The sequence below is a fragment of the Lactiplantibacillus sp. 7.2.4 genome (genome assembly GCF_018991185.1).
Taxonomy (GTDB): domain Bacteria; phylum Bacillota; class Bacilli; order Lactobacillales; family Lactobacillaceae; genus Lactiplantibacillus; species Lactiplantibacillus pentosus.
The window spans coordinates 23,481-36,999 of the sequence record NZ_JAGYGS010000020.1 but is presented as its reverse complement, the minus strand read 5'-3'; the positions used below and the strand labels follow the sequence as shown (position 1 = coordinate 36,999).

Annotated in this window: 14 protein-coding genes; 12 read left to right on the top strand and 2 right to left on the bottom strand. The window is 46.5% G+C overall.

Annotation, left to right across the window (positions count from 1 at the left end; all coding sequences use genetic code 11):
* The first annotated feature begins 146 nt into the window (after window positions 1–146).
* A complete protein-coding gene (locus tag KGF70_RS08330) occupies window positions 147–449 on the top strand; it encodes a HesB/YadR/YfhF family protein (protein ID WP_105920902.1) in 303 nt (100 codons plus the stop codon).
* Between the two features lie 1,159 nt (window positions 450–1,608).
* Here the strand turns inward: KGF70_RS08330 and KGF70_RS08325 are convergent.
* Window positions 1,609–4,260: a YfhO family protein gene (locus tag KGF70_RS08325; protein WP_216768370.1), complete on the bottom strand. Its 2,652-nt coding sequence runs from the start codon at window positions 4,258–4,260 to the stop codon at window positions 1,609–1,611.
* Between the two features lie 199 nt (window positions 4,261–4,459).
* Between KGF70_RS08325 and KGF70_RS08320 the strand changes: the two genes are divergently transcribed.
* From KGF70_RS08320 to KGF70_RS08285, 8 genes are all read left to right on the top strand, one after another.
* On the top strand, window positions 4,460–6,496 hold the full coding sequence (locus KGF70_RS08320; protein WP_216768369.1) for a penicillin-binding protein 2: 2,037 nt from the start codon (window positions 4,460–4,462) through the stop codon (window positions 6,494–6,496).
* 122 nt (window positions 6,497–6,618) lie between these two features.
* Window positions 6,619–6,768, top strand: a complete 150-nt coding sequence (gene rpmG, locus KGF70_RS08315; protein WP_003638573.1) for a 50S ribosomal protein L33 — start codon at window positions 6,619–6,621, stop codon at window positions 6,766–6,768.
* A 146-nt stretch (window positions 6,769–6,914) separates the two neighbouring features.
* Entirely contained in the window at window positions 6,915–7,481 is a 567-nt protein-coding gene (locus tag KGF70_RS08310) for a 5-formyltetrahydrofolate cyclo-ligase (protein WP_216768368.1), read from the top strand.
* Entirely contained in the window at window positions 7,468–8,151 is a 684-nt protein-coding gene (locus tag KGF70_RS08305; RefSeq protein WP_065674693.1) for a rhomboid family intramembrane serine protease, read from the top strand. The genes KGF70_RS08310 and KGF70_RS08305 overlap by 14 nt, the downstream gene beginning before the upstream one ends.
* 18 nt (window positions 8,152–8,169) lie before the next feature.
* The gene (locus KGF70_RS08300; RefSeq protein WP_216768367.1) at window positions 8,170–8,391 is read left to right on the top strand and encodes a YqgQ family protein; all 222 of its coding nucleotides are present in this window, start codon (window positions 8,170–8,172) and stop codon (window positions 8,389–8,391) included.
* Window positions 8,392–8,408: 17 nt separating this feature from the next.
* Entirely contained in the window at window positions 8,409–9,371 is a 963-nt protein-coding gene (locus KGF70_RS08295; RefSeq protein ID WP_003638577.1) for an ROK family glucokinase, read from the top strand.
* 171 nt (window positions 9,372–9,542) lie between these two features.
* Window positions 9,543–10,169, top strand: coding sequence for a Type 1 glutamine amidotransferase-like domain-containing protein (locus KGF70_RS08290; RefSeq protein WP_216786432.1), 627 nt, complete (start codon window positions 9,543–9,545; stop codon window positions 10,167–10,169).
* 422 nt (window positions 10,170–10,591) lie between these two features.
* Window positions 10,592–11,005: a rhodanese-like domain-containing protein gene (locus KGF70_RS08285; protein ID WP_216768365.1), complete on the top strand. Its 414-nt coding sequence runs from the start codon at window positions 10,592–10,594 to the stop codon at window positions 11,003–11,005.
* A 49-nt stretch (window positions 11,006–11,054) separates the two neighbouring features.
* On the opposite strand, the gene KGF70_RS08280 is transcribed toward KGF70_RS08285, so the two are convergent.
* Window positions 11,055–11,231, bottom strand: coding sequence for a DUF3042 family protein (locus KGF70_RS08280; protein ID WP_003638579.1), 177 nt, complete (start codon window positions 11,229–11,231; stop codon window positions 11,055–11,057).
* A 99-nt stretch (window positions 11,232–11,330) separates the two neighbouring features.
* Here KGF70_RS08280 and KGF70_RS08275 point away from each other — a divergent pair, with 99 nt between their 5' ends.
* From KGF70_RS08275 to KGF70_RS08265, 3 genes are all read left to right on the top strand, one after another.
* The gene (locus KGF70_RS08275; RefSeq protein WP_216768364.1) at window positions 11,331–12,065 is read left to right on the top strand and encodes a glycerophosphodiester phosphodiesterase; all 735 of its coding nucleotides are present in this window, start codon (window positions 11,331–11,333) and stop codon (window positions 12,063–12,065) included.
* Window positions 12,066–12,069: 4 nt separating this feature from the next.
* A complete protein-coding gene (miaA, locus tag KGF70_RS08270) occupies window positions 12,070–13,005 on the top strand; it encodes a tRNA (adenosine(37)-N6)-dimethylallyltransferase MiaA (RefSeq protein WP_105920908.1) in 936 nt (311 codons plus the stop codon).
* A gap of 111 nt (window positions 13,006–13,116) precedes the next feature.
* Window positions 13,117–13,497, top strand: coding sequence for a MerR family transcriptional regulator (locus tag KGF70_RS08265; RefSeq protein ID WP_021336435.1), 381 nt, complete (start codon window positions 13,117–13,119; stop codon window positions 13,495–13,497).
* Window positions 13,498–13,519: the final 22 nt, after the last annotated feature.

The window sequence follows — 13,519 nt, the reverse complement described above, 5'->3', positions numbered from 1 at the left end:
CCTTACGTGCTGTAAATCAGAATTCCCCCAGTGGTCATTTTGTCGGCGCAAGTGGTTTTTACCTTGCTCACTGACTGTCAATGTTGCGTTTTGTCGCTAAAACGGGCACAATGATTGTAAACGATTCCAATAATGAGGTGGCAAATATGAAAATAACGATTACGGATGCAGCAAGCAAGTGGTTTCATGATGACATGGGTGTGACGACTGGAAACGGGGTCCGCTTCTATGGCAAAACTTATGGCAAAACGGCGGTTCACAGTGGCTTCTCCATTGGTATCATGCGTGACGACGAACCTCACCAACCGATTGCGATGACCGAAAAAGACGGTGTCAACTACTATGTCAATGACCGTGACGAGTGGTTCTTTACGGGCTATGATCTAACCGTCGACTTTGACGAAGCAAACGATGGTCCGAAATACGAATACACCCCTAACAATGAATAGGACACTTGAAACGGCTAATGACAATTTATATTATATTGTGCCAGGCAAATTTGACCTGAATCATGATTAAATCATGCCAGTTGGTGGATTCCTGTTCGTCAGCCGATGCGCGCCCTAGTCCGACTTCCGGGGCCGGCTGACAACGCTGGAACAGGGCGGACATCGATTTGAACTCACGCAGAAACTTACTGCGCAATTTCAAATTCGAGTCTTCTTCTAGCCCGGGAAATTCGCCCGGACAAGAAGAATTTCGCCCTTGAGCATTGTCAGCCGGCCCCTACAGTCGGAAACCCGCTCGAATGGCGGATGAACGGCCACCTATTTGGGTGCAATTGACCACTTAATATTAGGCGGCTTGTCCTTCCAGAAAGCTCTTAATCGGTATCGATGATGATTTATGGCATTTAGTTACTGAGAAGATTATCTGAATATTATTCGCCCATCGCAAGATTACAAATTTCAATGTTAACTAGTGTTGAAATTTGTAGATAAAATGACCTTCGTTTAGAATTCGAGACTTTCCTATCTCAGGTGACTAGAGAAAATTCTGACAATTTCAGTGAAACTGCGTGTCCGAAGTATTAAATAATGGTTTAGGAAGCTGAGCAATCGGTAGAACCCATTCTGATTGTTGAATGTCAAAATGACTGTCTACTGAGAACCAACGACCATGTCATCAAAAGTTGGGTCCACACATGTCTGCCTTTCGAATACCATCCCGGCTGGAAGGTGTTTCTGACAATGCTAAGCGTTTTTCAGAGTGTGAGGTTCAGACGGGTTGGGACTGAGGATTAGCCTAGCTAGAGCGTTAAGCGGTGAACTTCCGCTTGGCGTTCTGGCGTAGCTAACCGGAAGTCCCAGTTTGACCCGAGCACGTTTCATCCATACTGCAGCTAACGTGAAAGACCAGTATTTAAGACGTGGTTTATCGGCTTAAATCTGTGTCCTCCACGTTCCAGCGTTGTCAGAAATGCCTGTAAGCCGGTGTAGGACGCATCCACCACAGAAAGTTTACGGTAACTCGCACCGTTTTCAGCGGTCTATAGCTGGCAGCACTTGAACTTAGGAAATAGCATGATTTAATATAATTCAGTACGCAAAAAAATCAGTGCAGTCAGAATCTAAAAAAATTCTGACTGCACTGATTTTTAATAACTAACTAATTTGCGTGGTTGCGACGACGGCGGCGAATAACGAACCAGCCGAGCGTGCCAATTGCGCTAACACCGGTGATGATGCTCCCGGTGACTAGGAACGGTGGTCGATACGTGAGTGTCACGGTGTGCTTGCCTTTGCTGAGCGGTACCGCGACGAACGTGTTGATGACCTTCTTAGTGGCAACGGACTTGCCATCAACGGTCGCGTGCCAGCCTTTAGAATACGGAATCGTCGTCATCAAGACTTGGTGGTTGTGCTTGATATTAATGGTCCCAGTAATCTTGCGGTTAGAGTGAGCGCTGATGTTCCACGGTGCTTGCTGGAGCTTCTTGGCCGAAGTCTTAAATTGCGAGTTGTCCAACTTGTAAAGCGTAAAGTTTTGTAACCAGAGGGAGGTCTTCTTCATTTGAATCCCAAAGGTGACCGTTTTGCCTTTACTATTTGAAGCGACATTCACTGCAATCGTATGACGGTAGGTCGGATATTGCTTGAGTTCCTTACCGTTGATGTAGAAACTAGCATTCGACGTTGTTAAGTTTGCGCCCAACGTGATGTAGTAAGAATCATTGGTCGTTGGGGTGAACTTGAAGTAAATGGAACCGGTCTTGCTGAGATTTTCTTTATTCAAAACGGCACCAGTCAGTGTCGTGACCTTTTTAACGTTTTGAAAAACGACTTCGTTAAAGTTTTCAGCACTGATCAGGCTGCTCGTCGAACGGTTAGCGAGCGTTTGGTAAATGAGCTCTTGTCGGGCAATCGGATCACCAGTCGTCTTGGAGACTTTTAGTTTGGTAATCTTATCAGAAGCCGCAAATCCTAAGCCTAACGCATACGGATTCTTGTAAGTCGTGACTTTGCTGGTGCTGAGCTTATTGGATTTCTGATAGTTCGTCAAATCCTTCTTGGTGCTCGTCACCGGAATATAGCTTCGATAGTTCGTATTGTCATTTTGCGACGTGGGAACCTTCTTATCCATGAAGTATTGCATGTCTAAGAGTGAATCGGTAATCATGGTACCGTTTGTGTAGGCGACGACGCCATCACCATCTGGTTGACCGATTGAGCCAAAGAAATTCGGAATGATGCTTTCAAACGTCGAACTGAAATGGTCAGCGCCATTATAAGCTGCTTGCATCGGATCATCCTTGGTCCGTGTAAAGGTCTTGCCAATTCGGTAAAAGCCCTTGCCGTTTGCTTTGATTTTATTAACGGCGTTATCTAAAGCCGTCGTATACTTGCCAAATTCTGATTGTGAGACGTACGAAATATTATTCAATGACGCCACAACGTTGATCGACATGTCCGTCGCAACCAGGATGAGCGCGACAATTTGGTAAATCAGACGCCGCTGTTTAGGCAGCGTCAAGAAGATCAACGTAAGCGCAGCTAAGGCAATCGTAATCAAGAGGTTGGCTTGCGTGACGTACGACACTTTCTTGATGTTTAAATAGACGGTCGTAAACAGCCCAACGGTCAAGGCCAGCATCGTGAGCGCTTGCCAGAGCTTGATCGTAATCTTGTCGGCCATTGCTTGAGCACCGAGCCAGACAATCCAGAAACAGAAGACAAATGAGAAGCGGTACGGATACCAGGCTGGGAATTGATCTGCGTGCCACAGCAAGTCTAATGGTTCGTAGCAGAATGACAATAGAATAAAGCCAGTGACTAATAGGGCACTCAGCTTAACGGTCCACTTGAATCGGCGGCGTAAGAAGAACAGAATAAACGCAAAAATTGCAAACCAGGCAACGTAGAAGTTCGGTTGACCCGAAGGCATCTGGTCAAAGTTAAAGGTCCCAGTCACAAACTTCGCTAGCATCTTCCAGGGCGCATATTCTAGCTTCCAATGAATCTTTGTTTCATTATATTGGGCTTTACTTTGAATCAACGCCCAGAAGGTTGGTAGTAGCAACCATGCGGAGAGCGCAGCTGCCAGTAAGCCACCCCAAGCGAACTTAAGGGCGTGTTTGACCATCGTTTTGAAGTCTTGCCAGTACTTAGTTGCGCCATACAACCAGTACAAACAACTAAACAAGACGACCATGTAACCCATATAGTAGTTGTCAATCAGCATTACCGCGAGCCAACCTGCAAAGTCGCGGACCTTGCCCGTTGTGAATAGGCGTTCCAACCCTAAAATAACCAGTGGCAGAATTGCAACGGTATCCAACCAGATCATGTTTAATTGGTTGGCAACCATCCAACCCATTAAGGCGTAGGCGGTACTGAAAGTTGGCACCAACCAGCCCTTTTGCGTGTGGGTCTTCGTCAATAGCCAGGCAAAGGAGAGTCCGGCAAAACCATACTTTAAGACCGTTACGATAAAAATACCGGTGGTGATTGATTGACCAGGGAAGAATAAATAGATTAAATTAAAGGGACTCATTAAGTAGTAAGCCCAGACCCCGACCATTTCACCACCAATGGTTTTGGAGAACGAATAGAATAGCGCACTTGGATCGTGCAGGAGCGTATGTCGGAAATAGGCGAATAGGTCCACGTATTGCTGACCCAAGTCGACCGTCAACAAACTGCTTGATCCAAATGGGGCCATGTGCCGGTAGATAAAGTAACCGGTCATAATCAGTAAGGGTAACCAAAAACTGATCCATAGCGGCCACGTCCGCTTATCAAAAAAACGCCGAAGTTTCACAAATTGCCACCTCAATCTCTAATAATTCATCGCCGCGCAGAAAAATAATCAAAAAAACATTAAAATCCGCAATATCGGCTGAAATTTTTATGTCTATCGTTTAGAATAACATAAGTGTGGTATTTATCTAGGATTGCTAGTATCATCTGGTAAATTTTTGCGAAATGTTTACCAAATTAAGAATGGGAGCGCCTGAGAATTGAAATTTTTTAAGAAAATTACCATAAATCGTGATCCCAACAAGTCGCATATTCCATTTCGGCTGAACTTCTTGTTCTTCATTGTCTTCTTGTTGTTTGCCGCGTTGATTGCACAGTTAGCTTACTTACAAGTGGACTACGGTCAGAAATTCCGTAGTACTGTGAACTCGGCCAATAACACGACTGCGACGGGCAAGGTTCAACGGGGATCGATTTATGATTCGACCGGACGGGTCTTAGTGGGTAACAAGTCCCACCAAGCGATTCAATATACGAAGGGGCTGTCAGTTGCGTCAACCAAAATGTACGAGGTTGCCAATAAGTTAGGTGAATACCTAACCATTTCAACTTCGACCATGACGGATCGTAACTTGGCTGACTATTACTTAGCGGGGGCTGCCAACTTAAAGGCAGTGTCTAAGAAGGTCAAAACATCTACCGATGATGATGTCTTGTATGCCCGAGAAGTGGCCTACACGGAGAAGCATATCGTTCAAAATATGACGGATGCACAAAAGAATGCGGCGGCCATCTATTATAAGATGAATTCCGCCTATTCATTGTCGACGGTCAATATCAAGTCGACTGGCGTTACGAGTACCGAGCTCGCTGAGATTGGTGAACATCAATCAGAGATGCCTGGTATCAAGGTCGGAACCAGTTGGACTCGGAGTTATCCGAACGGAACCGACTTGAGTAGTGTGCTGGGAACAGTCACGACTGAAAAGCAAGGGTTGCCTAGTGACAACATCAAGACCTTGCTTGCTGAGGGTTATTCACGGGATGATTCCGTGGGTCAAAGTCAGTTGGAAAAGCAGTATGAAAATGTGCTGAGTGGGACCAAGTCACAGACCGAGGTCAAAACTCAGGATGGGGTCATCCAAAAAGAAATCAAGAAGTATGGTGGTAAAAAAGGTGACAACATTCAGCTGACGGTTAACTCGAAGTTCCAAAAGAAGGTCCAACATATTATTATGTCGGAAGCCAAAACGGTGGGTTCAGCTAATGCCTATTCACCAGGGGCATACGCCGTTGTGATGAATCCGTCGACCGGGGCGATCTATGCCTTGGCGGGTGCCAGCCGGAACTTATCGACTGGGAAGGTTACTGAAAATGCCTTAGGAACCATCAACCAATCCTTTGTTATGGGGTCGGTTGTCAAGGGGGCCACTGTCATGGGGGCTTTGCAAGATGGCGTAATTACGCCAACTAACAGTACCTTGACTGATACGCCAATCAAGTTAGCTGGGACTGCTTCTAAGAGTTCTTGGTTCAACAAGACTGGGAGCGCAAGTATTTCGTTGAATGCTTCGACCGCGATGGAAGTTTCTTCTAACTCCTACATGATGCAATTAGCCATGAAGGAAGGAAACTTCAATTATTCTTCTGGTAAGGCCTTGACGATGTCCAATTCAGTCTTTGCCAAGCTTCGTGGCTACTTCAACGAGTTCGGTCTCGGTGTCAAAACGGGGATTGATTTGCCTGGTGAAGCCACTGGTTATGAAGGTTCCTCTGCACAAAAGGATATTGGTAAAGCGTTAGACTTGTCCTACGGGAACTATGACTCTTACACGACGATCCAATTAGCACAATACATCGCCACGATGGCTAATGGTGGTCGGCGAATTGCTCCCCATATCGTGTCTGCGATTACGGGAACCAAGGCCAATGGGTCACAAGGGGCCGTAAAGACCAACGTGAAGCCACGGGTCTTAAATACGATCGACGTGCCATCATCATACTTTGATGTGGTGCATACCGGTTATTGGGACGTGGTTCATGGGACTAGCACTTACAAGACAGGGAGCGCACTTGAAAACTTATCACCTGCCGTTGCCGCCAAGTCTGGGACTGCCGAAACTTATCATGGGACGACGTCGACTGAAACACTGAGTTTAGTAACGTATGCACCATATAAGAATCCGAAGGTCGTCATCGCGATTGCCTTTCCTGGAATCACTGCAACTAATGGGGCATATAACACCACGACTGCAACCCAAATTTATAAAGCGTTCTGGAAGTATTACAACAAATAATCACTGATTTTTGATACCAGTATCTTAATTGATGCTGGTATTTTTTAGTCATTAATGGTATAGTAGTTCAAGTTAAGGGTTCCGGCCCTGTAATATGCGAATGAGTTTGGAGGGTCAACAACATGCGGGTACACATTACACTTGAATGTACAGAATGCCATGAACGCAACTACTTATCTTCAAAGAACCGCCGGAACAATCCGGACCGGGTTGAATTTAAGAAGTATTGTCCACGGGAACACAAAGTGACATTACATCGTGAAACAAAATAACAACGGGGACTCCTGTTGTTTTTTCTGTAACATTGTCATCAGACAATGGGTTTCTCATTTGTTGGCAACTGCCAAATTGAATTTTCAATTTGACATGTTAATGAATGAGATTTTTTTATACCAATGAATTTACGGAGGTGACTGACGTGGAGAAGCGCGCATTTCGCAAACAGCAGTTACAACGATTGAGCCAGCTTTCAGATTCAGCTCGTCAGCAGCAGAACCTGGCCTTACAACGACAATTGTTTGCTCATTCAGCCTGGCAAGCGGCACAGGTCGTCGCCATCACGCTTAGTGGCGACATCGAAGTCGCGACGCAGCCGTTAATCGAGCGTGCCTGGGCGGAGGGAAAGACGGTCGTGATCCCTAAGACGTTACCCCATCGGCAGATGGCCTTTTACCCATACACGTCGACGACTAAGCTTGCACGCACGAGTTTTGGCTTATCAGAGCCAGTCGCTGGTCAGCCAATCGCTAAATCAGCGATTGATTTGATCCTAGTACCCGGTTTGGGCTACAGTCGTGATCGACATGCCCGCATCGGCTTTGGCGGTGGCTATTATGACCGCTACCTGGCGGACTATGCTGGTACCAAGTTAACGCTGGCATATAACGAAATGGCTTTCGAACACGCCGAGTGGCCAGTGGATGACTATGATATTTTACTAGACGAGCTCTTGGTAGCAGGGGATGGACAAAATGACAAGAATTAGACGATGGTGGCAAATGGAGCCTGCAATCACCCAGATTATTTTAGGGATTACGGTGGCAGTCTTCCTAATCGAATGGCTGATGGGTGACGGTGCCACGCTAGTCTTTAACGCCATCGGTGCGAAGAATAACCAGGCAATCGCAGCCGGTCAGTGGTGGCGGTTCATCACGCCGATGTTCTTACATATGGGGCTGACACACATCGCGTTAAACGGTGTTGTCATCTACTTTATGGGGATGCAGATTGAAGCGATGTACGGTCACTGGCGGATGCTGGCACTTTATATGCTCGGCGGCATCAGTGGTAACATCATGAGCTTTGCGTTATCGACCAACCAATCTGTCGGGGCCAGTACGGCATGCTTTGCCTTATTTGGCGCTTTCCTGACGATTGGTGAATCTTTCTGGGAGAATCCCGTGATTCGGCAGTTGACCAATCAGTTCCTATTGTTGACCATTTTAAACTTGGTCTTTGATATGTTCTCGAATGGCATTGATATTTGGGGCCACGTGGGCGGCCTTGCAGGTGGCTTTTTACTAGGCTACGTCCTCGGAGTGCCACGAATCGGGAAGATTGCGCCGCTCAAACGAATCGTCGCTGGCGTGGTGTTAGTCGTTGGCTGGCTCGCACTACTAAAAATGGGTTTTACAAATGTTAATTTAACTGTATAATTAATCGAGGATATGCACATGAAAACACTTTACGACGTCCAACAATTACTTAAAAAATTTGGCGTGTACGTGTACGTGGGCAAACGTATTTGGGACATCGAACTAATGGCCATCGAGATTGATCATCTTTATCAGGCCGGTGTGATCAACCCGAAGCTGTATGCCCGCGTCAAACTCGTATTGAGTCATGAGCACCGGATAGAAGCAGAACGCGCCCGTGAAGACACGGCGCAGGACTAATGGAGGGATTTAGCAGCATGGATCGTAAGTTAATCGGAGTCGACCTTGGTGGGACGACAACTAAGTTTGCTATTTTAACGGAAAATGGCGATATTCAACAAAAGTGGAGCATTGAAACCACGATTTTGGATGAAGGTTCACACATCGTGCCGAACATCATCGATTCAATCAACCACCACATCGATTTATACAAGATGGACCGCTCACAATTTATCGGTATCGGGATGGGAACACCCGGGACGGTCGACTTGGAAAAGGGAACGGTTATCGGTGCCTACAACTTGAACTGGAAGACTTTACAACCAGTTAAGGAACAGATTGAAAAGGGAACTGGTATCAAGTTCACTTTGGACAATGACGCCAACGTGGCTGCTTTAGGTGAACGCTGGAAGGGCGCTGGCGAAAATGGTAGCGACGTGGTCTTCGTGACACTCGGTACTGGTGTTGGTGGCGGAATCATCGCTGATGGCCGTTTACTTCACGGGATTGCCGGTGGCGCTGGCGAAATCGGCCACGTGACCGTTGAACCAAATGGTTACATGTGTACTTGTGGTAAGAAGGGGTGTCTTGAACAATACGCTTCTGCGACTGGTGTTGTCCACGTTGCGCGTGACATGGCTGAAGAATTCTCTGGTGACTCTAAGCTGAAGCAACTCTTAGACAACGGTGAAGAAATCAGTTCTAAAATCACCTTTGACTTAGCAAAGGAAGGCGACGTCTTAGCTAAGCGGGTCGTTGACCGTGTCTCATATTACTTAGGATTGGCCTTAGCCAACGTTGGTAACACGATGAACCCATCTTCAATTATCATTGGTGGTGGCGTTTCAGCTGCCGGTGACTTCTTGTTGAACCAAGTGGTTGATTACTTCAAGCAATTCACTTTCCCAACTATCCGTGATACGACCATCTTGAAGTTGGCCGTTTTAGGTAACGATGCTGGTGTGATTGGCGCTGGTTCATTAGCACAACGGTTTATTTAAGCTAAATATCTGGTTAAAAAAGAAGCCCTGAACATATCGTCAGTGGCTTCTTTTTTTGAAACTAGTCAGGATTACTTGCGCTAATTTCTGATTTGATCGTTTAGCGCTGATGGAACGTGGCTGCTGTTCGACCAGTGATGCGAGCTGCGTGAAAAGCGGAGGTGGTTACCAATGGCAAATTTATTATTATCTTCACGTGCATTGTGCAATCAGGCCATAACGGATGCTTTTTTAGCCCTAGTCAAGCCCAATGCGACGATTGTGATTATCGTCAATTCTGTTACAGAAGGAAAACGCCATCCCCAGATGCAAGCTTTACAACGAACGATCCAGCAACTCGGATTTGAACACGTGGCGCTGTTAGATGTGTTGACGGATGATTTGGCGATATTGGAGACGGCGGATGCAATTGTTTTGAATGGTGGCTACGAATTTTTGTTGCTAAGCAATTTACGCAAGATGAACCTGCTGACGCGATTCAGACAGTTAGCACTTGCTGGTAAAACATTTTATGGCATTAGTGCCGGTGCCATTCTGTTGGGCCCGGATCTGGACTTGTATACGCAACTGTATCCAGAAGATAATACGGAACAGCTGACGCACGCGCCGGCCATCAATGCGACCCCAATTCGCATTTACCCGCATTATGACGCTCATTGTCAACTTAATCCTAATTTACCAAGTTTAATTACGGACTGGGAACGGCAGACTGGGTCGCACGTGACGCGGTTGACGAATGACCAGGGGTTACGGATTCGTGGTACAGAAGTTCAGCTCATTCAGCCGGCATTGCAATGAGTTCGACTGCTGACTGTTGGGCAATAAAGATTATCCAAACGCGCTAGTTATTGAGGCCAAAAGTAGCCAATGCGTAACGCGTTGTGCTAGTTATTTTTTTAGTGGCGCGATGATTAAATCATACCAATTGTTTGGCTCACTGTTTGTCAGCCGGTGCCCGCCTTAGTCCGAATTCTGGGGCTGACTGACAATAGCTGGAACATAGCCGAACATCGATTTGAACTCACGCAGAAACCCATGGCGTAATTCGTAATATCGCAGTAGTCAGTTTAATCGATTCTACCAGATGACGTTGTGCGGACTCGTAGGCAGAACATGTTTGAAATGATTAGTAACGGTTTAATCAATGCATTTCCCGCTTACCCCTAGTAAAAGTAAGCGGTTTTGTGTAAAATAGGTAAGTGGAAATTAGGAGGGATAACGTGGTTTTAGGTGCAGTAAGCGGTCTGACTTATGTTAACATTGTGTTAGTTATCATAATTGCAGCCTACTTTATTTATGAGTTATATAGTTATATTCGGCGCCGGCAAGTTTCGACGATGCTGGACGAAGCTGAATTTCAAGCTGGGATGCGGAAGGCCCAAGTCATTGATTTGCGTGAGAAGAAAGATTTCGATGCCGGTCATATCTTGGGTGCCCGTAACATTCCATTCAATAGTTTGAAGGTCCGGATGGGCGAGCTTCGTAAGGACATGCCAATCTACGTTTATGACCAAACCCACACGTTAAGCACACGGGCAGTGGTAACTTTAGCTAAAAATGGTTATTCACGGCTATACATTTTAAAACCCGGATATGCACGTTGGGAAGGCAAGACGAAAAAAGCGAAGTATTAAAAAATGGCGGCTAGAACAACAACTTGTTCAGCCACCATTTTTTAGTTAATTAACCGTTGTGAGCAGAGCGACTCTTGCGCAAAGCCTTTTTACGGTTTTCTTCGAATTTGTTTTCTTGGTCTTCGATTGGGTCTACCACTTGTTTCTTAAATGATAAGACAGAACCAATCACAGCGCCGGCAGTTGCAACAACTCCGAATAAGAAGCCACGAGTAAATGATTTCATTAGTTAAACCTCCTAGCAATTGTTAGTTTTATTATGCTTGTTTTGCGTGAAGATAGCAATCAATTCAAACTAAATTTTATAAATGTGGGGTGAAAAAAGATGCTGACTAAGATTATTGCCCATCGTGGGAGTAAGGGGACCCGTCCTGAAAATACGCTACCAGCGTTTATTGCAGCACTGGAAGATGGTGCGGATGGCATCGAGACGGACGTGCACTTGTCGCAAGACGGACATCTCATCATTATGCACGATGAACAGGTCGACCGTACGGCCACTGGAACTGGGTATATCAAAGACTTGACGCTGGCGGAATTAAAACAACTCGATGCTGGTGTCAAATACGATCCGGCCTATGTTGGAACACGGATTCCAACCTTGGATGAAGTCGTTCAGCTCCTGATTGAACGCCAGTTTACCGGTATTTTTAATCTCGAGATCAAAACCAATAAGATCCATTATGACGGCATTGAAGATTTAGTCGCAGATTATTTCAAACACCATTCCGTCCCATTTACTTTGGTTTATTCAAGTTTTTATGGTAAGTCGATCGAGCGCCTGCACATCTTGCAACCAGAAGTAGAATCCGACAGTCTCTTCAAGGCTAAAGTTCAAACGGCCAAACGATTGCACGCGCAACACATTGTCTTAGGTTATCATCCGGATATGCGCTGGGTTCGCTTTCATTGGTTCCTGTTACCCAAAGTCCAGTTACGACCCTGGACGGTCAATACGGCTCGTGATATGCGTTTTTGTTACCGCCATCGCTTTGCCGGCCTGATTACGGATTATCCTGGGTTGGCACGCCAAATTCGGCAACAAGTTCAAGGAGGTTAGAGACGTGGCCACAATACCTAAACATAAAGTTCTTTTGATCGCTGGACCGACCGCGGTCGGCAAAACGGCGCTTTCACTGGCGCTCGCAAAGCAATTGAATGGCGAAATTATCTCCGGTGACTCGATGCAAGTTTATCGGCATCTGGACATTGGGACGGCCAAAATCATGCCTGACGAACGTGCGGGCATTCCGCACTACTTGATCGATATTAAAACGGTTGATCAACGCTTTACGGTCGCCGAGTTCGTGAGCCGCGCCACGGCACTGATCAATGACATCACTGCCCGGGGAAAACTGCCAATCATCGTTGGCGGTACCGGTTTTTACTTACAGTCACTCTTGGCAGGGTATCAGTTCGGACCCAACGACAATGCGCCTGATATGGCGTATCGCCAGCAATGGTTTGACCGTGCAGCCAATGCCGGCAATCAGGCGGTCTGGGATGCCTTGAATCAACGGGACCCCCAAGCGGCGGCAGCGATTGCACCTGCTAATCTGGTTCGGGTCGTGCGGGCGCTGGAGTATCTGCATACGACCGGCCAACTGTTTTCGGCTCAAGCTGACACCGCTACTGAAACGCTCGACGCATACACACTCTGTCTGACGGCGGAACGATCGCTGCTCTATGACCGAATCAATCAGCGAGTCGATTTAATGCTGAATGTTGGTCTAGAAGCGGAAGCGCGTTGGCTGTACGACCAGGGGGGTGCGGACTTGCCAGCGGGTAAGGGCATCGGCTACCACGAGTGGTTCCCATATTTTGCCGGCACGCAATCACGTGACGCGACCATTGCGGCCATCAAACAAGATTCGCGGCGGTACGCTAAACGCCAATTGACCTGGTTCCGCAACAAGATGACCGTCGATTGGGTCGACTTATTGGAACACCCCGAATTACGGGCGTCAATCGACCAACGGCTGGCTAGTTGGTTAAGCTAATTATAAATTGGTATACCTAAGATAAAAACATGTGATATTTTCTAACATGATTGATTGACATTCAATAATAACATTGATATTATTAAGTCTGTATTAAAGAGGAGGGTCGTTATGAAGGAAAAGGAACTGCGTCGCTCGTTAGCTGTCTTGCCGATTGGTACGGTTATGAAGTTGACCAATTTATCTGCACGCCAAATTCGCTATTACGAGGAACAAGATTTGATTACGCCAGAACGCAACGCCGGTAACCGACGGATGTTTTCGTTAAATGATGTTGATCGCTTACTTGAAATCAAGGATTATTTAGCAGATGGCATTAACATGGCAGGTATTAAGGAACTCTATGCGCTCCAACAGCAGCGTGCTGAACAAAAGCAAGCTGACTTGGCGAAACCACTAACGGATCGCGACGTTCGCCGGATCCTTCAAGACGAATTCCTGAATCTCGGTCGATTGCAGTCCGATAAGGGCCCCAATTACCCGGCACACTAAAGGTATTTGCATCCGTTAGTCA